General features: G+C 70.5%; 18 protein-coding genes and 1 pseudogene. 15 read left to right on the forward strand and 4 right to left on the reverse strand.

Annotation, left to right across the window (positions count from 1 at the left end; translation table 11 throughout):
- Nucleotides 1–20: 20 nt before the first annotated feature.
- From IEY89_RS12190 to IEY89_RS12215, 6 genes are all read left to right on the forward strand, one after another.
- Complete coding sequence (locus tag IEY89_RS12190) at nt 21–1,283, forward strand: cytochrome P450 (RefSeq protein WP_189147371.1); 1,263 nt, start codon at nt 21–23, stop codon at nt 1,281–1,283.
- A gap of 105 nt (nt 1,284–1,388) precedes the next feature.
- Entirely contained in the window at nt 1,389–2,804 is a 1,416-nt protein-coding gene (locus IEY89_RS12195) for an ABC transporter substrate-binding protein (protein ID WP_189147372.1), read from the forward strand.
- Complete coding sequence (locus tag IEY89_RS12200; protein WP_189147373.1) at nt 2,801–3,745, forward strand: carbohydrate ABC transporter permease; 945 nt, start codon at nt 2,801–2,803, stop codon at nt 3,743–3,745. The genes IEY89_RS12195 and IEY89_RS12200 overlap by 4 nt, the downstream gene beginning before the upstream one ends.
- A complete protein-coding gene (locus IEY89_RS12205) occupies nt 3,742–4,614 on the forward strand; it encodes a carbohydrate ABC transporter permease (RefSeq protein ID WP_189147374.1) in 873 nt (290 codons plus the stop codon). Before IEY89_RS12200 ends, IEY89_RS12205 begins: the two co-directional genes overlap by 4 nt.
- Nucleotides 4,615–4,618: 4 nt before the next feature.
- Nucleotides 4,619–5,212: a hypothetical protein gene (locus tag IEY89_RS12210; RefSeq protein ID WP_189147375.1), complete on the forward strand. Its 594-nt coding sequence runs from the start codon at nt 4,619–4,621 to the stop codon at nt 5,210–5,212.
- A 224-nt stretch (nt 5,213–5,436) separates the two neighbouring features.
- Nucleotides 5,437–6,255 carry a L,D-transpeptidase family protein gene (locus tag IEY89_RS12215; RefSeq protein ID WP_373287228.1) on the forward strand — a complete coding sequence of 273 codons (819 nt, stop codon included), beginning with the start codon at nt 5,437–5,439 and terminating at the stop codon, nt 6,253–6,255.
- On the opposite strand, the gene IEY89_RS12220 is transcribed toward IEY89_RS12215, so the two are convergent.
- Nucleotides 6,170–7,363: a Dyp-type peroxidase gene (locus IEY89_RS12220; protein WP_189147376.1), complete on the reverse strand. Its 1,194-nt coding sequence runs from the start codon at nt 7,361–7,363 to the stop codon at nt 6,170–6,172. The two genes, IEY89_RS12215 and IEY89_RS12220, sit on opposite strands and share 86 nt — an antisense overlap.
- A gap of 66 nt (nt 7,364–7,429) precedes the next feature.
- Between IEY89_RS12220 and IEY89_RS12225 the strand changes: the two genes are divergently transcribed.
- Complete coding sequence (locus tag IEY89_RS12225) at nt 7,430–8,773, forward strand: right-handed parallel beta-helix repeat-containing protein (RefSeq protein ID WP_229695173.1); 1,344 nt, start codon at nt 7,430–7,432, stop codon at nt 8,771–8,773.
- A gap of 55 nt (nt 8,774–8,828) precedes the next feature.
- Here IEY89_RS12225 and IEY89_RS12230 read toward each other — a convergent pair whose 3' ends face one another.
- Both IEY89_RS12230 and IEY89_RS12235 read right to left on the reverse strand, forming a co-directional pair.
- The gene (locus IEY89_RS12230) at nt 8,829–9,632 is read right to left on the reverse strand and encodes a hypothetical protein (protein WP_189147377.1); all 804 of its coding nucleotides are present in this window, start codon (nt 9,630–9,632) and stop codon (nt 8,829–8,831) included.
- 106 nt (nt 9,633–9,738) lie between these two features.
- Nucleotides 9,739–13,125 carry an SdrD B-like domain-containing protein gene (locus tag IEY89_RS12235; RefSeq protein ID WP_189147378.1) on the reverse strand — a complete coding sequence of 1,129 codons (3,387 nt, stop codon included), beginning with the start codon at nt 13,123–13,125 and terminating at the stop codon, nt 9,739–9,741.
- Between the two features lie 369 nt (nt 13,126–13,494).
- Between IEY89_RS12235 and kdpF the strand changes: the two genes are divergently transcribed.
- The 6 genes and pseudogenes from kdpF (at nt 13,495) to IEY89_RS12265 (ending at nt 19,576) form a co-directional block, all read left to right on the forward strand.
- Nucleotides 13,495–13,584: a K(+)-transporting ATPase subunit F gene (gene kdpF / locus IEY89_RS12240; RefSeq protein WP_037775329.1), complete on the forward strand. Its 90-nt coding sequence runs from the start codon at nt 13,495–13,497 to the stop codon at nt 13,582–13,584.
- An 8-nt stretch (nt 13,585–13,592) separates the two neighbouring features.
- On the forward strand, nt 13,593–15,257 hold the full coding sequence (kdpA, locus tag IEY89_RS12245) for a potassium-transporting ATPase subunit KdpA (protein ID WP_189147379.1): 1,665 nt from the start codon (nt 13,593–13,595) through the stop codon (nt 15,255–15,257).
- A gap of 65 nt (nt 15,258–15,322) precedes the next feature.
- A complete protein-coding gene (gene kdpB, locus IEY89_RS12250; protein ID WP_189147380.1) occupies nt 15,323–17,422 on the forward strand; it encodes a potassium-transporting ATPase subunit KdpB in 2,100 nt (699 codons plus the stop codon).
- A 4-nt stretch (nt 17,423–17,426) separates the two neighbouring features.
- Nucleotides 17,427–18,059, forward strand: a complete 633-nt coding sequence (locus tag IEY89_RS12255; protein ID WP_189147381.1) for a potassium-transporting ATPase subunit C — start codon at nt 17,427–17,429, stop codon at nt 18,057–18,059.
- A gap of 4 nt (nt 18,060–18,063) precedes the next feature.
- Nucleotides 18,064–18,186 (forward strand): annotated as a pseudogene (locus IEY89_RS12260) (DNA-binding response regulator); the annotation flags it as partial.
- 64 nt (nt 18,187–18,250) lie between these two features.
- Nucleotides 18,251–19,576, forward strand: a complete 1,326-nt coding sequence (locus IEY89_RS12265; protein ID WP_189147382.1) for a cytochrome P450 — start codon at nt 18,251–18,253, stop codon at nt 19,574–19,576.
- Between the two features lie 314 nt (nt 19,577–19,890).
- Here the strand turns inward: IEY89_RS12265 and IEY89_RS12270 are convergent, their stop codons facing one another.
- Complete coding sequence (locus IEY89_RS12270; protein WP_229695174.1) at nt 19,891–20,619, reverse strand: GAF and ANTAR domain-containing protein; 729 nt, start codon at nt 20,617–20,619, stop codon at nt 19,891–19,893.
- Nucleotides 20,620–20,683: 64 nt separating this feature from the next.
- Here IEY89_RS12270 and IEY89_RS12275 point away from each other — a divergent pair, with 64 nt between their 5' ends.
- Both IEY89_RS12275 and IEY89_RS12280 read left to right on the forward strand, forming a co-directional pair.
- Nucleotides 20,684–20,899 carry a fumarylacetoacetate hydrolase family protein gene (locus tag IEY89_RS12275; RefSeq protein WP_189147383.1) on the forward strand — a complete coding sequence of 72 codons (216 nt, stop codon included), beginning with the start codon at nt 20,684–20,686 and terminating at the stop codon, nt 20,897–20,899.
- 154 nt (nt 20,900–21,053) lie between these two features.
- On the forward strand, nt 21,054–22,343 hold the full coding sequence (locus IEY89_RS12280; protein ID WP_189147384.1) for a bifunctional glycosyltransferase family 2/GtrA family protein: 1,290 nt from the start codon (nt 21,054–21,056) through the stop codon (nt 22,341–22,343).
- Nucleotide 22,344: the final 1 nt, after the last annotated feature.

Consider the following 22,344-nt stretch of genomic DNA (forward strand, 5'->3'; position numbering starts at 1 on the left):
CCATGGCCGGAGGGCACCGCGTGGACAGTCGACCGCACGACAGGCTCGACGAGTTGCAGAGAGACCCCTATCCGTACTACGCCCGCGCCCGCGACGCCGAGGGACTGACCTTTGTCGCCGAACTCGATGCCTGGCTGGTCGCCCGAGATGCCGACGTACGTGAAGTGCTGCGCCGCGCCGATGACTTCTCCTCTGCCGGTGCGCTGCGCCCCGACGCCATACCGGCGCCTGCCGCGCTCGCCGTGCTGGGAGGGGGGTTCGGCGGGCGGCCCGTCGTCGTCGGCGCGGACGGTGACCGGCATCAGGAGCTGCGGGCGCCGATCGTCAAAGGACTCTCGCCCGCCCGGGTCGCCGACGTCGTGCCGTACGCCGCCGAGCGCGCCGCCGCCCTGGTCGACGCGTTCGTGAACGGTGACCAGGGTAGTACCGGCGAACACAAGGGCGGGCGCGTGGAGTTGATGTCCGCGTACGCCCGCCGTCTGCCCGGAGAGGTCATCGGCAGGATCGTCGGACTCGACCCCGCCGACATTCCGGCGGTCGTGCACGGCGGGTACCGCGCCGAGGAACTTCTCTTCCGCCCGCTGGCGGAGGACGAGCAGATCGCCGTCGCCCAGGACGTGGTGGCGACACAGCGCATCCTCGACCGGTACGCCCGCGCCCGGCACGCCGAACCCCGCGAGGATCTCTGCACGGACATCGTCGCGTCCGTCACCGCCACGGGCGACGGTGACGCCGCCCCCGAACTCACCCTCGGCCAGCGCCACGAGGCCGTCTCCCACCTCCAGAACCTGCTGATCGCCGGGCACCTCACCACCACCGCGCTCATCGGTACGACGGTCCTCCATCTGCTCCGGCACCCGGACCAGTGGGAGCTGCTGTGCGCGGAACCCGAGCGCATCCCGGCCGCAGTGGAGGAGGCCGCCCGGTACGACACGGCGCTCCAGGGATTCCGCCGCGTCACCACCCGCCCGGTCACCCTCGCGGGCACCGAACTCCCTGCCGGGGCAACGCTGTTCGTCGCCTTCGGCGCCGCCAACCGGGACGGTGTGCGGCACCCCGGCCCGGACGACTTCGACATCACCCGCAGCCCGGTCCGTCACCTGGCCTTCGGTTTCGGTGCCCACGCCTGCCCCGGCTCCCAGCTCGCCCGCGAACAGCTCCGGCTCACCCTGCAGGAGTTGACCAGCCGTCTGCCGGGTCTGCGGCCGGCCGAGGACCACCCGGTGACGATGCGCCCGACGATGATCCACCGCTCTCCGCTGAGCCTGCACCTGACCTGGTGATCGGCGCATGATCGGTGCACGGGTCTTGTTCTGACATCCGGACCTTCCCTAGGGTCGACGTACGAGGGGGTGGAAGCGCTTTCTAGTGAAAGAGGTGACCCGCTCATGCCCGGAAACAGGAGACGGGACAGGACCCGCGACAGGACGTGTGGCAGCGCACGCGACAGGACTCGCGACCAGGCACGGGACAGGACTCGCGACGAGACTCGCGGCAAGGCGAGGAAGCCCCGGCGGTCCCGCAGGGCGGCCGTCGCCGCCGGTCTCGCCGTCGCCCTGTGTGCCGCACTCACGGCCTGTTCGGGCCCGGACGGTTCGACCAGCGCGGGCGGCAAGGTCGTCCTGCGCTACACCTGGTGGGGCAACCCGGACAGGGCGGCCAGGACCCAGGCTGCGGTCGACCTCTTCGAGAAGAAGTATCCGGACGTCGAGGTACAGACCTCGTTCGCCGGCTACGACGCCTACAAGCAGAAGCTGGCGACCCAGGCCGCCGGCGGCGACGCCCCCGACGTCATGCAGCTCGACTACCGGATGATCGACCAGTACGCCTCGGGAGGCGTCCTCCTCGACCTCGGTACGCAGCAAACCGTCCTGAAAACAGGGGAGTTCGAGCCCGGGCTGCTCGCCACCGGCAAACTGAACGGCAAGCAGTACGCCGTCCCGCAAGGACGCGGCACCGAGACCGTCGTCTACGACCCGACGCAGTGGAAGGAAGCGGGCCTCAAGCCGCCCGCCGACGCCTCGGCCGGCGGCTGGACCTGGGACCAGTGGGCCGACGCCATGCGGGTGTTGAAGGAGAAGACCGGAAAACCCGGCGCCACCGACCCCGGGCAGAGCGAGGACTCCTTCGAGGTCTGGCTGCGCGGCCAGGGCAGGTCCCTCTACACCAAGGACCATGAACTCGGTTTCACGGTCGACGACTTGACCCGCTGGTGGACGTTCACCGATGGCCTGCGCCGCGAAGGCGTCGTCTCGCCCGCCGAGCAGACCACCCAGCTCGACGGCTCGGTCGAGAACACCCCGCTCGGCCGCGGCAAGGCCCTGTCCGACATGAACTGGGACGCCCCGGCCAGCGGTTACCTCGCCCTGATCCCGGACGGCATCGCCCTCGCCCCCATGCCCTCGGGCGCCGACGGAACCCCCGGCCAGTACTTCAAGCCCTCCATGTTCATGGGCGTCGCCGCCGACACCGGCAGCCCCGAACAGGCTGCCCGGCTCATCGACTTCATGCTCAACGACCGCGAGGCCGCGGCGATCCTCGGCGCTACCCGGGGCATCCCCGTCAACGAGTCGATCCGTGAGGAAATCGCCCCCGAGCTCAAGGACTTCGACAAGACGATCTACGCCTACCAGGCAACCCTCGAAGGAAGGCTCGACACCCCGCCCCAGGCGCCCCCGTCCGGCGACAGCGCCCTGCAGACCACCTTCCAGCGGGACTACGACCAGGTGTCGTACGAGCGCATGTCGCCGCGCGAGGCGGCCCAGGACTACGTCACCGAGGCGAAGGCGGAGCTGAGGTCATGACCACCACCCAGGTACCGACACCCGCCCGCACCGCACAGACCCCTCCCGTGAAGCGGCCCAAACGCCAACGCGAGGGCGCCGCCTGGGTGTTCCTGTCCCCGTGGGTGCTGGGCGCCTGCCTGCTCACCCTGCTCCCCATGGCGGTCTCGCTCTACCTCTCCTTCACCGACTACGACCTGTTCAACTCGCCCAACTGGGTGGGCCTGCGCAACTACACGCAGATGTTCACCGAGGACCCGCGCTACTGGCGGTCGGTCGGCGCGACCCTCACCTATGTCGTCATCGCGGTCCCGCTCCAGCTCGGACTCGCCCTCGTCGTCGCCCTCGCCCTGAAGAACATGAAGCGCGGCCGGGCCTTCTACCGCTCCGCGTTCTACGCCCCCTCCCTCCTCGGCGCCTCCATGTCCGTCGCCCTCGTCTGGCGGGCGCTGTTCAACGAGGGCGGCACCGTCGACAACCTCTTCGGCACCGGCGGCTGGATCTTCAAGCCCGGCTGGGCGCTCGTCACCGTGGCCCTGCTGACGGTGTGGCAGTTCGGCGCCCCCATGGTCATCTTCCTCGCCGGACTCCAGCAGATCCCGGGGGAGTTGTACGAGGCCGCCGAGGTGGACGGCGCGAGCGGATGGCGCCAGTTCCTCTCCATCACCGTGCCGATGCTGTCCCCGGTGATCTTCTTCAACCTGGTCCTCCAGACGATCCAGGCCTTCCAGGTCTTCACCCCCGCCTTCGCGGTGAGCGGCGGCAAGGGCGGCCCCGCCGACTCGACCCTCTTCTACACGCTCTACCTCTACGACCGGGGCTTCGTCGCCTCCCACATGGGCTACGCGTCCGCCATGGCCTGGGTGCTGCTGATCGTCATCGGCGCCGTCACCGCCGTACTGTTCCGGACCTCGCGCTCCTGGGTCTTCTATGCCTCCGACACCGAAGGGGGCGTCCGATGACGGCCACCGCGACTCCAACCCCCGGCGTGCGCAAGCCTGTTGCCTGGCGCCGGATCGCCCTGCACCTCGGCTGTCTGGCCGCACTCCTCGTCATGCTCTACCCGCTGGCCTGGCTGCTCGCGACCTCCCTGAAGCCCGCGAACGAGGTCATCGCCAGCCTCGACCTGCTGCCGAGCCACCTGGAGTGGTCCAACTACCGGACCGCCCTCGACGGCGTGAACGACGTCTCGGTCTGGCGACTGCTCACCAACTCCCTGCTGATCGCGGGCGGCGCGGTCCTCGGCAACGTCCTCAGCTGCTCCCTGGCGGCCTACGCCTTCGCGCGCCTGCGCTTCCGCTTCCGGGGGCCGCTCTTCGCGTTCATGATCGCGACGATCATGCTGCCGCACCACGCGGTGCTGATCCCGCAGTACATCATCTTCAACCAGCTCGGCATGGTGAACACCTACTGGCCGCTGATCCTGCCCAAGTTCCTTGCCACGGAGGCGTTCTTCGTCTTCCTCATCGTGCAGTTCATGCGCGGACTGCCGCGAGAACTGGAGGAGGCGGCGCGCATCGACGGCTGTGGCCCGTTCCGCTCCTTCTTCCTGGTGATCCTCCCGCTCACCCGCCCGGCGCTGATCACCACGGCGATCTTCACCTTCATCTGGACCTGGAACGACTTCTTCACCCAGCTGATCTACCTCTTCTCGCCGGACAAGTTCACCCTCACCCTGGCGCTCAGGTCGTTCGTGGACGCGTCCAGCACCTCCGCCTTCGGCCCGATGTTCGCCATGTCGGTGATCGCGCTGCTGCCGATCGTCCTGTTCTTCCTCGCCTTCCAGCGGTTCCTGGTGGAGGGCATGGCCAACTCCGGGATCAAGGGGTGAAGCGATGAGCGGTATGCGTACGACCCGTGAGCCGGGCGAGATCTTCGGCCCGCGCATGACCCTCTTCGCGGACGTCCTGAGCGTCGGCCTCGCCACGGCGGTGGCGAGCCTGCCGCTGTTGACCGCCCCCGCCGCGCTCTCCACGGCCTGCGAGATCCTGCGCGGCACCCGCGAGGACCGCCCGGCCACCGCCGGACGCTACGTCCGCCTCCTGCGGCAGCGCCTGCGCGCCGGAGACCTGCTCGCCGGGCTCGCCGCCGTGACAGGCGTCCTGCTGACGCTCGCCGACCTGGCGCTCGCCCGCACCGGCCTGCCCGGCGGACCGGCCTTCGCGGCCGTCGCCGCCGCGATCGCCGCGTACGCGGCGGTGACCGGCCTGCGTGCCTGCGGACGCCCCGAGTCGCTCACCGACTGGCCGGCCGCCGTACGTGCCGCCGCCCGGGACACCGCCCGCGACCCGGGCGGCAGCGCCCTCGTCCTGCTCGCTCTGGCGACGGCCGCCCTGTGCGCCTGGACGATGCTCCCGCTGGCGTTCCTGGCGCCGGGCCCCCTGGCGATGGCGCTCACGGCGATCGGCCTGAGGGGGCGACAGAAGTGAGCGGCACCGGACGGCCCGCGCACCCGCTCGGGCTAAGCGCTCCGGGGGAAGTGCGGTGTTCGAGTGTCGTTCCCGTCGTGGCTGGTGGCGCACTTCCTCGCGCCTCGTCGGGGCGCGCGCGGCGCACCGGAGTTCGCCGGACGCGCCTGGTCCGGGCGGACAGGCTCCAGCGAAGTGACGTATCTCTGGGAGGAGGACGCAGGCCGGCCCGCTGAGGAGGCGCAGTGGCGAGTTCCCGAGTGACGACGTCGGCGGTTGCCGTGGGGTTCCTCCTGGGGGCGCTGGTGCCGACGGGAATCGCCACGGCCGCCGCACCCACACCTCCACCCGAGGCGTGCACCGCCGGCACCGGCCCCTACCAGCAGGAGCTGGAGGAGCATCTGAAGCGGCCCGTGGACGGCCGCCAGACGCCCGCCGACTGCGAGGCGATCCGCACCTTCCAGAGCCGCAACGGGGTGCGGCCCGCCGACGGTTACGCGGGCCTCACGACCTACCGCACGATGCTTGTCGTCGAGGCCCGCGCCCACCCGAACGCCGCCGGGAAGTGCCCGGTCCGCACATACCGCATCGCCTGTGTCGATCTGACCCGGCAGCTGATGTGGGTGCAGACCGGGAACCGGGTCGTGTACGCGCCGGTGCCCATCCGCTCGGGGCGCGACGGCTACGAGACCCGCACCGGCTGGTTCACCGTCTACTGGCGGAACCTCGACCACTACTCCGACCTGTACGACAACGCGCCCATGCCGTACGCCCAGTTCTTCAGCGACGGCCAGGCCTTCCACGGCACCCCCGGCGACCTGTTCAGCGGCGGCTCCCACGGCTGCGTCAACCTGCGCGTCGCCGACGCCCAGCGGCTGTGGAACACCCTCGCCGAGGACGACGCCGTGTACGTGTGGGGCGTGAAACCGGGTACGGAACGCAAGCTGAGACCCCGGCAGACCAAGCCCGCGGACCTGGTCACGCCAGCAGACGTGCCCCCAGCTCCTCGCCCGGAAGGGCACCCGGAAGGACGTACGCCACCGCCGAACCCCGGTGCTCGGTGAAGCGGCTCAGCTCGTCCGTCGCCGTCATCCGGTGCTGGACGCGCGCGAACAGCGCGGGATCCCGCATGAAGGCGAGGAACAGCAGGCCCCGGTCGTCCGTCCCGGCGTCGTAGCTGTAGCCCCGGCGCAGCATCCGCGCGCCGGCGTCCAGCCGAGGACTGGCCGCACGCACGTGCGCCCCCAGCGGGATCACGTACCGGCCTTGCGGTGTCTTCGCGAAGATGTCCACGTCGTCGTGCTCGTGCCGCCGCTCCAGCGGCGCCCCGCTCTCCCGGTGCCGCCCGATGATCTGCTCCTGGTGCTTCGTGCCGAGCCGGGCGAACCCGGCGACATCGATGTGGACGCGCCGTACGACGAGGAACGTGGCGTCGTCGGACCACACCCAGCGCTCGCACTCCTCGGGCGTCGGGTTCTCCGTGCCGTCCTTGAAGCCGATCAGGTTGCGCGGTGTCCGCCCGGCCGGGGTCGGCGGCACAAACCCGGTCTGCCGCCAGCGCGGACGCAGGGTGTCGCCCGCCAGCCGGGTCAGCGCGCTCGCGGCGGCCGTTGTGACGCGCTGATCGTCGGCGCAGAGCTGGAGCAGCAGATCGCCGCCGCCGTACGCGGGGTCGAGCCGGTCGTCGGGGAACGGCGGCAGCTCGCGCAGCGCGGGCGGGGCGGCGACACACAGCAGCCGGGGGAGCCGGGGACCGATCGCCACGGTGGCGGTGAGCCGGGACTTCCCGGCGCCCCCGATCCGCTTGATCTCCGTCGCCTGTACGGGAGTCGGCGGCGCGAGTTCGCCGTCCAGGACTTCCGCCAGGGCCCGCGTCCACCGAGCGAAGACCTCCCGCAGGGCACGCACACCGCCCGCTCCCCGTGCCGCCGGGGCGAGGTCGTACGCCGTGACAAGTGCGGCGGTCTGCTGAGGCGTTGTCACACCGGCCTGGCGCGGGCCCCGGAAGCGGAACGCCGGCGGGCCCGCGGCGGCGGGGCGGGAGCGTGCGTCGTCGGCGCACGCGGAGGCGGACGCGGCGAGGGTGCCGAGGAGTGCGGCGCGGGTCAGGACGTCCCGGCGTGCGGGGGCCGACGCGCCGTCGGGCGTGGGAAAAGCGGCATGTGCTGTCATAAGAGTGAAAGGGACGATACATCTGCGATCGTGCCAAACATTCTCTTTTCGCGAACCGGACGAACCGTGTCCCGGCGAACCATCGCCCAGGGCCTGATCGTCGCCGTCTGCCTCCTCACCGGCGCCACCGCCTGTGCGGGTGCCTCGCCCCGGGGTTCCGGCGGGGCCGCGCCGGCCTCGGTCGTCCGGGTGCCGCAGGACACCGACTCCCTTCAGGACGCGGTCGACCGGGTCGGCGAGGGCGGTCTCGTCCTGGTGTCACCCGGCGTCTACCGGGAGAGCGTCACCGTCTCGAAGGCGCGGGTCGTGCTGCGCGGCCTCGACCGCTCCCGGGTCGTCGTCGACGGGGAGTTCGAACGCGCCAACGGCATCACCGTGACCGGCGCGGGCTCCGTCGTGGAGAACCTGACCGTCCGCAACCACCTCGCCAACGGCGTCCTGTTCACCGGCGTGACCGACGAGTCGGCCCTGCGGGCGGGCCGCGCCGGCGGCTCGGCGTACGACCCGCTGGACACCGTCAAGTTCCCCCCGCTGAAGGGCTTCCGGGCCTCCTACGTCACCGCGTACAACAACGCGCTGTACGGCATCTACGCCTTCGACGCCCGCAGCGGGATCATCGAGCGCTCCTACGCCTCCGGACACGCCGACTCGGGGATCTACGTCGGCCAGTGCCGCCCCTGCGACACGGTCGTCCGGCACAACACCGTCGAGCACAACGCGGTGGGCCTGGAGGTCACCAACGCTTCCGAACGGCTCTATCTGCTGGGCAACAGGGCGAGCCGCAACCGGGTCGGCCTGACCCTCAACTCCAACGACCTGGAGGCGCTCGGCCCCCAGCGCGGCGCGATCGTCGCGGGCAACACGCTCACGGACAACAACGACGACGCCAGTCCCGAGCAGGCCGACGGCGGCTTCGGCATCGGCGTCGGGGCGGGCGGCGGGCGCGCCAACGTCATCGAGCGCAACCTGATCAGCGGCAACAAGGCGGCCGGGGTGCTGCTGAGCGACGTACAGGGCTATCCGGCGCGTGCCAACACCGTGCGCGCCAACCGGGTCACCGCCAACGGCACCGACCTGGTCCTGGCCACCGGCACTCCGGCCGGCAACTGCTTCACCGGCAACGGGGAGTCCCTCACGAGCCCGGCGCGCCTCCCTCGCGAGACACGCTGCGCGAAGGGCACGCGGGGTGCTGTGCGGGCCGAGCCGGACACTGGGCTGGTCCGCGATCCCCTGGGCCACCCGGCCCCCGTCCAGGCACCCCCGGGCCTCTCTTTCCAGGACGTACCGCCCCCGCCGAGCCAGCAGCAGATGCCCGCCGCCACTACGACTCGGCCGCACCCGGCGGTTGGCCTACCCGGCAAGGTGGCCCCGGGTGAGTTCAGACTGCCGGGCACGAAGGGCGCCCTTTAGGGACGCGGGGAACTGCGCGACAAGCCACAGCGAACCCACAGCCGCCGTACGTCGCTCACCCCTCCCCCCATGGCGCGCCCGGGAAAGCACCCTCCCGCACCCGAACCCCACCCAGATCCATCGTGATCCCCCGGCCCCCGCCGAGATCCACCCGAACGCGTCGCATACCCCCCTCCTCGTCGATCCAGTACGACAGCGGAGACCGGTCGCCCCGAGGCCCGGCCGGGGACGCGGACGCGTTCGGCCGGGGCCGCGGCCCCGAGAAGACGTCATAGCGCCGACCGTCCACGCGCTCGTCGCGCAACCGCAACGGCCCCGACTGCGCGAGCAGTTGCGCGTTGTCGGGCCGGTCGGCGCCCAGCGACAGGGCCAGCCGCAGGGCGGTGTCGAGCGGCGCGGCACCGAACGCGCGGCGCGTCCAGGCGGTCGGCTTCAGCCGCCCCGCCGCGCGCAGCGCGTCCACGGCGGGAGCCGTGGGGGACGACCCGCCGGCCACCGCCACGCCGCTCCGGTCCCAGGCGAGCAGCCCGCCGTCCGGACGTCCGGCGCCCGTCACCTCGTACCAGCCGACGCCCCGGTGCCTGCGATGGTCGACGACGGCGCGCACCACGGCCGTGCCGTCGCCCGACGCCGCGCGGACGGTGATCTCCGAGGGGCTGATCCGGTAGGTGCGGAAGCGGGCCAGGGCCAGGCGCTGGGCCTCGTCGGCGGAGAGGGGCCGGGGGCCGGGATCGCCGCCGCCGGTGAGGAGGAGGCCGGCGCAGACCGCCGCGGTGAGGACGCCCACCGCCCACCAGGTCCGCCGTACTCTTCGCGCCCTCGGCGTCTTCTCGGTCGTGCCACTCCTGATGCGTCGCATGGGACGTCTCTACATGCGGGCGGGCCGCGTACCGGTCGACACCGGTACGCGGCCCGCCCCGCGTCACCCTCCCGGGTGCGCGGCCGTCACCCCACTGGGCAGGGCGTCAGCACTTCTTTCCCTTGCAGGGCTCACCCCGCTTGTTGGCGATCTTCACGATCAGCCCTTCGTTGCCCGTGCCGTTGGCCAGGGTCAGCCGGTAGGGGCCGAAGACCGGGTTGTCCGGCAGGACGTAGCCCTCGGGGACGTCCTTCTCCACGAGGTAGTACGTGCCGATCCGGTTCTCGTCGAAGGAGCACTTGCCCGTCCGGCCGGTGACGCAGTCGCCGACCATCCGGTCCCGTTTGGCGCCGTTTCGCTGGAGGCCGGACTTGCCGTTGCTGTCGGCCCACAGCTGGAAGACCGCGCCGCGCAACGGCTTGCCGGTCTTCTTGTCGGTCTTGACGACCGTCAGCGCCAACTCCTTGACCAGGCCCGCGTCGAGGGTGAGATCCTCGCGGTTGCCCGGGCCGAGGGTGACCACGGGGGAGCAGCCGCCGGTCGGGTCGACGACCGAGTCGTCACCCGTGCCGCCCGCGTTCTGCCGGGTCCAGAGGTAGCCGCGCGGGCTGCGGAAGCAGACCTTGTAGCGCCCGTCGGGTAGGTCCGCGAACAGGTACTTCCCGGCCGCGTCCGTCCTGGTGGTCCTGATCACGTCACCCGTGGCGGGGTCGATGAGCTCGACCGGAACGTCCTTCGCACCGGGCTCACCCGGGTCCTGGATGCCGTTGCCGTTGGTGTCGTACCAGACGTAGTCACCCAGCCTGTTGAGCTCGACGAGACCCGCGTCGAGGGTGAGGTCCTGGCGGTTGCCCGGGCCGAGGGTGACCACGGGGGAGCACCCGGTGGTCGGGTCGACGACCGAGTCGTCACCGACCCCGCCCGCGTTCTGCCTGGTCCAGGCATAGCCGCCCGGCTTCACGAAGCAGACCTTGTACCTGCCGTCGGCCAGCTCGTCGAAGAGGTACTTGCCGGCGGCGTCGGTCCTGACGGTCCTCAGCAGGTCGCCGTTGCCGTTGTACAGGTTGACGGTGACGTCCGGAGCCGGCGGCTCGCCCCGGTCCTGGATGTCGTTGCCGTTGGTGTCGTACCAGACGTAGTCGCCCAGCTTGTTGACCGGACCGACCAGACCCGCGTCGATCGTGTGGTTGACGTTGCCGGGGTCGCCGACGGTCACCGTGGTCCGGCCCGCCGAGTCGACGTTCGAGTCGAGCGCACGGTCGGAACCGGCACCCTGCTGGGTCCACTTCAGCTCCGCCATCGTCGGGGAGCCGGGCAGCGTCGACGGGTCGATGCCGCTGTGGTCGAAGGTGGCCGCGTACGCCGTGTTGGGTCGCAGGCCCTCCTCGGTGCCCAGGTAGTACTCGCCGTTGGCGTCGGTCGTGGTGGTCAGCGGCGGCCCGGTCGGCGGGGTCAGCGTGACGCGGACGCCCGCCACGGGCGGCTCGGACGGGTCCTGGACGCCGTTGCCGTTCGAGTCGTACCAGACCCGGTTGCCGATCTGGACGGGCGCCTGGTCACAGACGAGTTCCAGGTCGGCGAGACCGTTGGCCTTGCCGAACAGGTTCTGGCGGAGAGCGGTGTCGCCGTCCCAGGTGGACTGCACGAGGAGGTTGCCCTCGATCGCTCCGCTGTCCGCGGTCCAGCGGCGGACCCCCTGCTCGTAGGGGTTGTACGGGTCGTAGACCGTGCTCCACAGCTTGTTGCGGTACGGCTGGAGCGCCAGGCCGCCCTCACCGATCTGGTCGTGGACCGCGTCGAAGAGGGTCGTGAAGTCGTCGTAGAACTCGCCGTTGCCCGGCCCCTCGAGGTTGCCCGGCAGATTGCCGGTCAGCGAACCGCAGGAGCCGTTGGTCTCCAGCGTGTACGTCGTCCCGGACTTGCAGGCGCGCAGTACGTCACCGGCGGCGATGCCGCTGACCAGCACATCCGTGCCGCCGTTGTAGGGGTAGGTGCTGGCACCCGTCATGTCGCCGAACCGGTCGCGGTAGCCGAGCACCAGGTCACCGTTGTCGGCGATCTCGATGTTGGACAGCATCGGCTGCGGCGCGGAGATGAAGGCGTGCTCCTCCCGGTCCGGGACGCGCTCGTTCCAGGCCTCCCACATGGCGCTCATGCGCTGGCCGACCGTGGACGGCTTCTCGCAGCGGTAGGCGTCGGCCGGCAGACCGGTGAACCGGTAGGCACAGCCGCGCGGGTAGTTCAGCGCGTGCGTGAAGATCTCGCTGAACGTGCCGTTCGTGAACTCGTAGACGTGCGAGCTCAGTTGCGACGGGTCGCCCCACTGGAGGTCCGAGGTGACGGTCGTCTCCGCGCCGCACACCCCGCCGACCAGTACGCGCTTGCCGCGCACGCCGATGCCGTACGGGTGCCACTGGCCGACACAGGCCCGCGGCCTCGGGATGTCGTACGACGTCTGTGTGCCGGGCGTGACGGAGTCGCCGGAGCCCGTGATGGCCACGCTGTACAGCTTGGAGTCGTTGAGGTTGACCGCGTACAGCGTCCTTCCGTCGCCGGAGACGTCGACATCGCCGATGCCCTCGCGGCCGACCTTGCTGTAGACGGCGTTGTCGTGCAGCCAGTTGTCGGTGGTCTCGTGGGCGGTGAGCGTGCCGGGCAGCGTGACGAAGGTGTCGACGGCGTTGTCGGTGCCGAACTGGCGGTAGATCGTGTTGGTGGCACCCGCCGGGCCGTAGGCCGTGTGCCGCTTGACCAGCGTGCCCATGTACTTGTTGCCGGTGCGGTCCGCGCCGATGCCGAACACGGCCTGCTGCTTCGTGTTGTCGGTCAGCTGGGTGACGGTCCCGCCGGGGGTGGTGTTCGTGAAGTCCCCGCCGAAGGACACCAGGCCCTTGTAGGTGTCGGGGGCGTCACCCTTGGCGAGGTTGCAGGTGACCAGGGTCGGGTTCTCCTGGCAGTAGAGGCCGGGATCCCAGAAACCGGTGGTGTACGTGACGTTCGTACCGCCGGAGACGTCGACGAAGCCGACGCTGCTGCGGATGACGTCGGCGCCCGTGCCCAGGCCCGCGACGGCGGGGGAGAGGTTGTCGGGGTCCGGGTTGGTGACCTGGATGCGGTACTTGCCGCCGGTGAGCTCGGAAGTGGCCGCGAAGGTGGCGGTGCCGTCGGCCCCGGTCGTCGCGTTCCGGACCTGGCCGGCGTCGTCCGTCAGGGTGACCCTGACGCCGGCGAGGCCCGGCTCCAGCACGCTGTCGTACGCGCCGTCGGCGTCCACCTCGGTGACGACCCGCACGGTCACGGTGCCGTCGCCGGGAGCGGCGGCGCGCGTGGACGCGGTGAGCGGGCCGAGCCCGGTGACCGCGACGGCCGGTGAACCGGTCGCGATCAGCGCGAGACTCAGACCGGTCAGACCGGCCAGCCGTCTCCGCCGTCCGGGCGGAGCGTCGTGCACGCGCCGGCGCGAGGCGCCGGTGCCTGGTTCTGCTCTCAACACTGTGTCCTCGTCTCGTGGAGCGAACACCCCCATCGAGCTATGTATGGGATCGGTGAAGAAGATCGAATCGACCCGTTAGGAGGAAAAACCCGATTATCGGACATGTCGGGTGGGGTCATCAGGGGTGTGGCGGACGTCCCGTGGTGGTCTCGCGGGTGCGTATGGGTTCCGTCAAGAGCGGGCGGGCGGCCGTATGGGAGCCGTCAACGGGGTCCGGATCCGGCCACGGAGGAGCTTTGCTCTGACTGTCCGAACCGATCCACACCTCACGTCTCGCTAGGAGCTCGCGATGGCCGATCTGGCCTTCGTCGTCACCACGATCGCGGTGTTCGCGCTGGTGGCTCTCGTCGCCAAGGGGGTGACGAAGCTGTGACCGCCGAAAACACTGTCGGCCTGGTCGTGGCCGTCGCCCTGCTGGGCTATCTCGTTCTCGCCCTGATCTTTCCGGAGAGGTTCTGAGCCACGTCATGGGTCCCGTACTCGCCGGCGTGCTCCAGTTGCTCGCCCTCATCGGGGCACTGGCGCTCGCCCACATCCCGCTCGGCAACCACATGGCCAAGGTCTACTCATCCGACCGGCACTGGCGTGTCGAGAAGTGGATCTACCAGGGCATCGGTGCCGACCCGGACACGCAGATGCGCTGGCCCGCGTACCTGCGCGGTGTCCTCGCCTTCTCCGCCGCGGGTGTCCTGTTCCTCTACCTGCTCCAGCGGCTCCAGGGCGTCCTGCCGGGGTCGCTCGGGTTCTCCTCGATCGACCCGGACCAGGCGTTCAACACCGCCGTGTCCTTCGTGACGAACACCAACTGGCAGTCCTACTACGGCGAGCAGACCATGGGCCACCTCGTCCAGACCGCCGGTCTCGCCGTGCAGAACTTCGTCTCCGCGGCCGTCGGCATCGCCGTCGCGGTGGCCCTCGTCCGCGGGTTCGCCCGCTCGCGCACCGGTGAGCTGGGCAACTTCTGGTCCGACCTGGTGCGTGGTGTCGTACGCGTTCTGCTGCCGTTCTCGCTCGTCGTCGCGGTCGTGCTGGTCGCGTGCGGTGTCATCCAGAACTTCTCCGGCATCCACGAGGTCGGCCAGTTCACGGGCGGGTCGCAGCAGTGGAACGGGGGCGCTGTCGCCTCGCAGGAGGCCATCAAGGAGATCGGCACCAACGGGGGCGGCTACTTCAACGCCAACTCCGCGCACCCCTTCGAGAACCCGACGCCGTTCACCAACCTGCTGCAGATCTTCCTGATGCTGGTGATCCCGTTCGCGCTCACCCGCACGTTCGGGGTCATGGTCGGCTCGGTCAGGCAGGGCTACGCGATCCTCGCGACCATGGCCACCATCTGGGTCGGCTTCGTCGCCCTGACGATGTGGAGCGAGTTCGCCCACCACGGGCCGGCGCTGCAGATCGCCGGGGGTGCGATGGAGGGCAAGGAGACCCGGTTCGGGGTCGGAGCCTCGTCCATCTTCGCGGTGTCGACCACGCTGACCTCCACGGGGGCGGTGGACTCCTTCCACTCCTCGTTCACCGGGCTCGGCGGCGGCATCACCATGCTCGGCATGATGCTGGGCGAGATCGCGCCCGGTGGCACCGGTTCCGGCCTCTACGGCATGCTGATCATGGCGGTCGTCGCGGTGTTCATCGCGGGGCTCATGGTCGGCCGTACGCCCGAGTACCTCGGCAAGAAGATCGGTACCCGTGAGATCAAGTTCGCGGCCTGCTACATCCTGATCACCCCGGCCCTGGTGCTCGTCTTCACCGCTGCGGCGATGGCCCTGCCGACTCCGGGCCACTCGATGACCAACAGCGGGGCGCACGGCTTCTCCGAGATCCTGTACGCCTACACCTCCGCGTCGAACAACAACGGCTCGGCCTTCGCCGGGCTGAACGCGGACACCCAGTGGTTCAACACCACGCTGGGGCTGGCCATGGTCCTGGGCCGGTTCCTGCCGATGGTGTTCGTCCTGGCGCTGGCCGGTTCGCTGGCCGAACAGCAGCCGGTCCCGGTCACCGCGGGCACCCTGCGGACCGAGAAACCCCTGTTCACCGGTCTGCTGGTGGGCGCGATCCTCATCATCACCGGCCTGACCTACTTCCCGGCTCTGGCACTGGGGCCGCTGGCCGAGGGGCTGGCGTCATGACCACCGAATCAACCGCAGTTACTGAATCAACCGAATCAACCGACACGACCGAGCAAGAGGACGCGATGTCCGCAGCCACTCCGACCCGGGCGCCGCACAGCGACCTGCCCACCGGGCACCGGCCCGCCGAAAGCCGTGTCGGCGCGGGCCTCTTCGACCCCGGGCAGTTGCTGAGGTCGCTGCCGGACGCCTGCCGCAAGCTCGACCCGCGGGTGATGGTCAAGTCCCCTGTGATGTTCGTGGTGCTGGTCGGGTCCGTGCTGACCACGGTCTTCTCCTTCAAGGACCCGGGCGACTGGTTCGGCTGGACCATCAGCGCCTGGCTCTGGCTGACCGTGATCTTCGCCAACCTGGCGGAGGCGGTCGCCGAGGGGCGCGGCAAGGCCCAGGCGGACACCCTGCGCAAGGCCAAGACGGACACGGTCGCGCGGCGTCTGACCGGAGCCGGAGAGGAGCGGGTGGCCGGGACCGAGCTGCGCATCGGCGACCGCGTCGTCTGCGAGGCGGGCGACATCATCCCCGGGGACGGTGACGTCGTCGAGGGTGTGGCGTCCGTCGACGAGTCGGCCATCACCGGAGAGTCGGCGCCGGTCATCCGGGAGTCGGGCGGCGACCGGTCGGCCGTCACCGGCGGTACGAAGGTGCTGTCCGACCGGATCGTCGTCAAGATCACGACGAAGCCCGGCGAGACCTTCATCGACCGCATGATCAGCCTGGTCGAGGGCGCGGCCCGGCAGAAGACGCCGAACGAGATCGCGCTGAACATCCTGCTGGCCTCGCTGACCATCGTCTTCCTGCTCGCGGTGGCCACCCTGCCGCCGCTCGCGGACTACGCGGGCACCCATCTGACGATGGTCGTCCTGGTGGCGCTGCTGGTCTGCCTCATCCCGACCACGATCGGCGCGCTGCTCTCCGCGATCGGCATCGCGGGCATGGACCGGCTGGTGCAGAGGAACGTGCTGGCGATGTCCGGCCGGGCTGTCGAGGCCGCCGGTGACGTCTCCACGCTGCTGCTGGACAAGACGGGCACCATCACGCTCGGCAACCGGCAGGCCGCCGAGTTCGTGCCGGTGGCCGGGACGACGGAGGCCGAGGTGGCGGACGCCGCCCAGCTGTCCTCGCTGGCGGACGAGACGCCCGAGGGCCGGTCCGTCGTCGTGCTGGCCAAGGAGAAGTACGGGCTGCGCGAGCGCCACCAGGGTGAGTTGGCGGGCGCCGAGTGGATCGCCTTCACCGCCCAGACCCGGATGTCCGGCGTGGACGTGGACGGCAGGAGGATCCGCAAGGGTGCCGCCGGTTCGGTCGTCGCCTGGGTGGTGGAGCAGGGCGGTGTGGTGTCCGGGGACGCCGGTGCGCTCACCGACCGGATCTCCGGGGCGGGCGGCACACCGTTGCTCGTGGCCGTCGAAGACGCCGACGGGGCACGGGTGTTGGGCGTCATCCACCTCAAGGACGTCGTCAAGGAGGGCATGCGGGAGCGGTTCGACGAGCTGCGCCGGATGGGCATCAGGACCGTCATGATCACGGGCGACAACCCGCTGACCGCCAAGGCCATCGCCGAGGAGGCGGGCGTCGACGACTTCCTCGCGGAGGCCACCCCCGAGGACAAGATGGCCCTCATCAAGCGGGAGCAGGCGGGCGGCAAACTGGTCGCGATGACCGGCGACGGCACGAACGACGCGCCCGCGCTCGCCCAGGCCGACGTCGGCGTTGCCATGAACACGGGTACGTCGGCGGCGAAGGAGGCCGGCAACATGGTCGACCTCGACTCGGACCCGACGAAGCTGATCGAGATCGTCGAGATCGGCAAGCAACTCCTCATCACCCGGGGTGCGTTGACGACGTTCTCCATCGCCAACGACGTCGCGAAGTACTTCGCGATCATCCCGGCCCTGTTCGCGGCCGTCTATCCGGGCCTCGACAGGCTCAACATCATGAACCTGTCCTCGCCCGACTCCGCGATCCTCTCCGCGGTCATCTTCAACGCGCTGATCATCATCGCGCTGGTGCCGCTCGCGCTGCGGGGTGTGCGGTACAGGCCGATGAGCGCTGACCGGATGCTCCGCCGCAACCTCGGGATCTACGGCATCGGCGGCCTGATCGCCCCCTTCATCGGCATCAAGATCATCGACCTGCTCATCTCCCTCATCCCCGGAATCGGCTGATCCCATGAACAACTCGGTTACGAACACTGCCCGGTTGCTGGGAGCGGGGCTGCGTGCCCTGCTGGTGTTGACCGTGCTCACAGGTGTGATCTACCCGCTGGCCGTCACAGGTGTTGCCCAGGCAGTCTTCCCCGGCACGGCGAACGGCTCGGAGATCAAGTCCGAGGGGAAGGTGGTGGGTTCCTCGCTGATCGGTCAACAGAAGTACAGCCTGGACTACTTCCAGCCCCGTCCGGCCAACGGCCTGGGTGTGAACTCGGTCAACACGCAGTACAGGCTGATCCTGTCCGGCGCGACCAACCGCTCCGCCGACAACCCCGACCTGATCAAGTGGGTCAAGGAGGCGAAGGCCAAGGTCGTCAGGGACAACTCGACCGCCGATCACAAGGTCAGCCCGTCCGACGTACCCGCCGACGCGGTCACGTCCTCCGGCTCCGGCCTGGACCCGGACATCTCCCCGGCCTACGCCGACCTCCAGGTCCACCGGATCGCCGAGCGCGACGGCCTGCCCGTCGCCCGGGTGCGGAAACTGGTCGACGACCACACGGAGGGCCGCACCCTCGGGTTCATCGGTGAACCCCGGGTCAACGTCCTCGAACTCAACATCGCGCTCAGGGAACTGATCAGGGGCCAGTGATCCGGTGACGACCCGGGTGCTGGTCGTGGAAGACGAACCCGAGCTCGTACGAGCACTCGTGATCAACGTGCGGGCACGCCAGTACGGAGTGGACACGGCGTCCGACTGGGCACATGTGGTTCACATCGGGTAGACGTCCATGGTTCGGAACCCCGTGATCTTCCGGCCAACAGGACTGAAAAGATGGGCCGATGAGCACCCCTTCCTCACTTCTGTCGGCCTTTCGGCCCACAGTCCAAGAGCGTCTCCACGACTTCTACGAAGAACTACGGAGATCCGACGACCTCTTCTGGGACCGTCGCACGGGCGCCTGGATCGCCACCGGGCACGCGGTGGTCAGCAGCGCGGCGGGGCACCCGGGACTGTCCTCGGTGCGCTACCCCGACATCGAGGCCGTCCCGGAGGAACTGAGGCCGCTGGCCCGGGTCCTGAGCCGGCAGATGCTCTACAACGACGCTCCCGACCATCCCCGGCTGCGCGCCCTGATCAGCAAGGCGTTCGCTCCGCGCGCGGTGGCGGCACTCCGCGCCCGGATCGTCGAAGCCGTCGACCTGATCATCGCCCGGGCGGCGCCGACCGGCCGGATGGACATCGTCGCGGACCTTGCCCGTCCCCTCCCGCTCACCATCATCTGCGACCTCCTCGACGTACCGGAGGCGGACCGCGCCGCCGTCGCCGCCTGGTCCGAGCCGGTCGCCGAGGCCATCGGCAACTCCCGGCTCGACGCGGACCGCAACCGCGAGGCCTCGCAGAGCATGGCGGACATGCTCGCGTACCTCCGTGACCTCCTCACCCGCCAGGACACCCCGCCGGCCCCCGACACCCTGCGCGCGATGGTCACCGCCCAGGCCGGGAACACCGACCAGGACCTCGACGAACTCCTCGCCAACTGCGCCCTGTTGCTGATCGCGGGCCACGAGACCACCACCCACTTCATCGGCAACGCCACCCTGGCCCTGCTCCGCCACCCGGACGCGGCCGACCAACTGCGCCGCCGCCCCGAGCTGATGCCCGCCGCGGTCGAGGAACTCCTGCGCTACGACGCCCCGGTACAGCTGATGCTGCGCCGGGCGCGGCACGATCTGGACCTGTCGGGCCGCAGGATCGCCGAGGGGCAGACGGTGCTCCTGGTGTGCGGCGCCGCCAACAGGGACCCGGCGGTCTTTCCCGATCCCCATACACTGGACTTCGAGCGGGCCGGTTCCGGCGGACGGCACATGGCGTTCGGACACGGTCCGCACTTCTGTCTCGGCGCGGCGCTGGCCCGGCTGGAGGGCGCGATCGTCCTGGAGGCGCTCCTCACCCGCCTCCCCGATCTGCGGCTCGACGGCACCGAGGCACCGCGATGGCAGCGCAGCCTCAACTTCCGCGGCCTCACCCGCCTGGATGTCGCGTTCACCCCGACGACGGGCGCCCGCACCGCCGCCACGGGGGCCGCGCCCGATGACGCTGCCGCCTCCGGACTCGCCCCGGCGTCACCCGCCGGCGGCTGTCCCGGTCAGGCCTGGGGCCGGTGAAGCCCACGGCGGGTGAAGCCCACGGCGGGTGACCGCACCGGGGTGCTGTGCTGTCCCGGCTCCGCGTACGGCGAAACCGGCGAGCCCGGTTCCTCCGGCGCCTTGATCGCGCTTGTGCCGGTGACCGGCGGAAACGACCGTCGCGTACCAGGGGCCGGGGCACCGCCCCACGGTCGGATCGGGAATCCGGGTGTGTGGGAAGGGCGGGACGGGGGACTTGGAAGACAGGCCAGGTTCGGCGTCCCATGGGGCTGAGCCAGGCTCAGGTTCCTCTGGTTCGGACATGGTGCCGGGGGAGCCGTCCGCCCTTTGGGTCACGGCAGGCCGCCCTGTTCGCAGACCCGTCGGGCGACCTCGTGGAGCTTGGTGTTGTTCTGCTGTGAGTAGCGGCGCAACACGTCGAAGGCCTGCTCTTCGGTGACGTGGTGGCGGCCCATGATGATGCCCATCGCCTCGCCGATGACATGGCGGGTGGCGACAGCCCGTTCCATCTGGGCATGGGTGCGGGCGCTGGAGAAGGCGACGGCCGCGTGGGAGGCCAGCAGCCACCCGGCCAGCTCGCTGGCCTCGGTGAAGGCACCGGGTCTACGGGAGTAGAGGTTCAGTGCGCCGAGGTCCTCGTCGTCGGTGAACAGCAGGAAGCCCATCACACTGCCCACGCCGAGCGCGTGGGCCTGCGGGGCGTAGGCGGGCCAGCGCGACTGCTCGTCGGTGACGTCGGCGATGCGGAAGACCCGCTCTCCCTGTGAGGTGCGGGCCACATCGAAGCAGGGCCCTTCGCGCAACCGCTCCTGCAGTTGGTCGCTGTCGGTGACCAGCTGGTCGGTCGGGGCGAGTGTCTCCACCTGGTTGCCCTGGAGCACCATGATGCCGGCCGCGTCGCAGCCCTCCACCAGCTCGGTGGCCGACTTGGTGATCCGCTGGAGTGTGGCACTGACCGACTCCTGGGCCAGGAGATCCCGCGCCATCGACGCCATCTGCTGTGCGAACCGTCCCCAGTCCACTTGGTCCTCCGCCTGTCGTCCGGTCCGGACAAGCCTCATACCCAGTTTTCCACGTGCGCCTCGGTACGGCTCGGGTGGCGGCGCAATCGGACCCTCACTCTCCGTGCGAGGGCCGGCCTCGGTCACCCGGAGCGGACGGGACGCCGTCAGCAGCGCGGTCACCCCGCCGCCCGGCGATCTGATCACGACCGGAACGCCGGCCGGAACGGGCAACGGTCGCGAACGCGCGGTGCCCCCTCCGTCGGGAACGCGGGTGATCAGCGTGATCAGAGGCGTCGGCGAACTCCGCAACGCCCTGGTGCGGCCGGGCCCACAGTGAACCGTGGGAGCGCTTTCGGCCATAGATCTGACTCCCCGTCAGTTCTCGGTGTTCTCCCCCCACCCCCACAGGCGGCACGGCAACAGTGAGGCCCGCGGCCCTGGACCAGGGCCTGTGAGCCGCAGTCTGCCGTCCCCTCATGCCTGAGGAAGCCATGACTCCCACCCCCCACCTTGCCGAAATCGCAGCCCGCACCGAGCGGCCTGCCCCGTTCCAGCCCGTCGACCGAGCCCTTCTCCCAGAGGCCGGCACCGCCACGGTGGACATCGTCGTACCGGTCTACAACGAGGAACGCGCCCTCCCGGGGTGCCTGCACACCCTCCACGCGCGGCTGTCCGAGGGATTCCCCTTCCCCTGGCGGATCACGGTCGCCGACAACGCCAGCACCGACGACACCCTCGCCACCGCCCGCCGCCTCGCCGACGAACTGCCCGGCGTGGGCGTCGTCCACCTGGACCGGAAGGGGCGCGGGCTGGCCCTGCGCACCGTCTGGGGCGCCAGCGACGCGGACATCGTCGCGTACATGGACGTGGACCTGTCCACCGGCCTCGACGGGCTGCTCCCGCTGGTCGCCCCGCTGGCCAGCGGCCACTCCGACCTCGCCATCGGCTCCCGGCTGGCACCCGGCGCGCGCACGGTGCGCGGGCCACGCCGCGAGTTCGTCTCCCGCTGCTACAACGGCATCATCCGGCTCACCCACGGAGTCCGTTTCACGGACGCCCAGTGCGGATTCAAGGCGGCCCGTACGGAGGTGCTCCGGCCGCTGCTGAAGGTGACCCGCGACGACGCGTGGTTCTTCGACACCGAGCTGCTCCTGCTCGCCGAGCACAACGGACTGCGCGTCCACGAGGTGCCGGTCGACTGGGTCGAGGACATCGACACCCGGGTGGACGTGGTGAGCACCGCCACCGACGACCTGCGGGGCCTGTGGCGCATGGCGCGCCTCAAGGCCTCCGGCGGCGCCCGCGTCGACATCCGACCGCGCCCCGCCCCGTCCGCCGAGCACCCCGACGCCGTCCTCGCACCCGCCACGGGGCGTGGCGTGCTGTCGTGGGAGGTCGGCTGCTTCATCGCGATCGGCGTCGTCTCCACGGCGGGGCAGGCCCTGCTGTACTGGCTGTTGCGCGGCTGGTGGACTCCCGCCGTCGCCAACCTGGTCTCGCTGTTCGTTCTCACCGTCCTCAACACCGAGGCGAACCGGCGCCTCACCTTCCGGCACTCCTCCACCGCGCCCGCCCGCGCCCACCTCGGTGCCGGAGGACTGTTCGTCCTCGGCTACCTGGTCACCTCCGGGGCGGTGCTGTGGTTCAAGTGGCTCGATCCCGGTGCCTCACCGGCCGCCGAGACCGCGGTCCTCGCCGCGGCGTCCGTCGCCGTCACCGGCGTGCGCTTCGCCGCCCTGCGACTGGCCGTCTTCGCCGGCCCCCGCAGCCGTACCCGCTGAT

The organism is Streptomyces lacrimifluminis, assembly GCF_014646095.1.
In the GTDB taxonomy this organism is placed as follows: domain Bacteria; phylum Actinomycetota; class Actinomycetes; order Streptomycetales; family Streptomycetaceae; genus Streptomyces; species Streptomyces lacrimifluminis.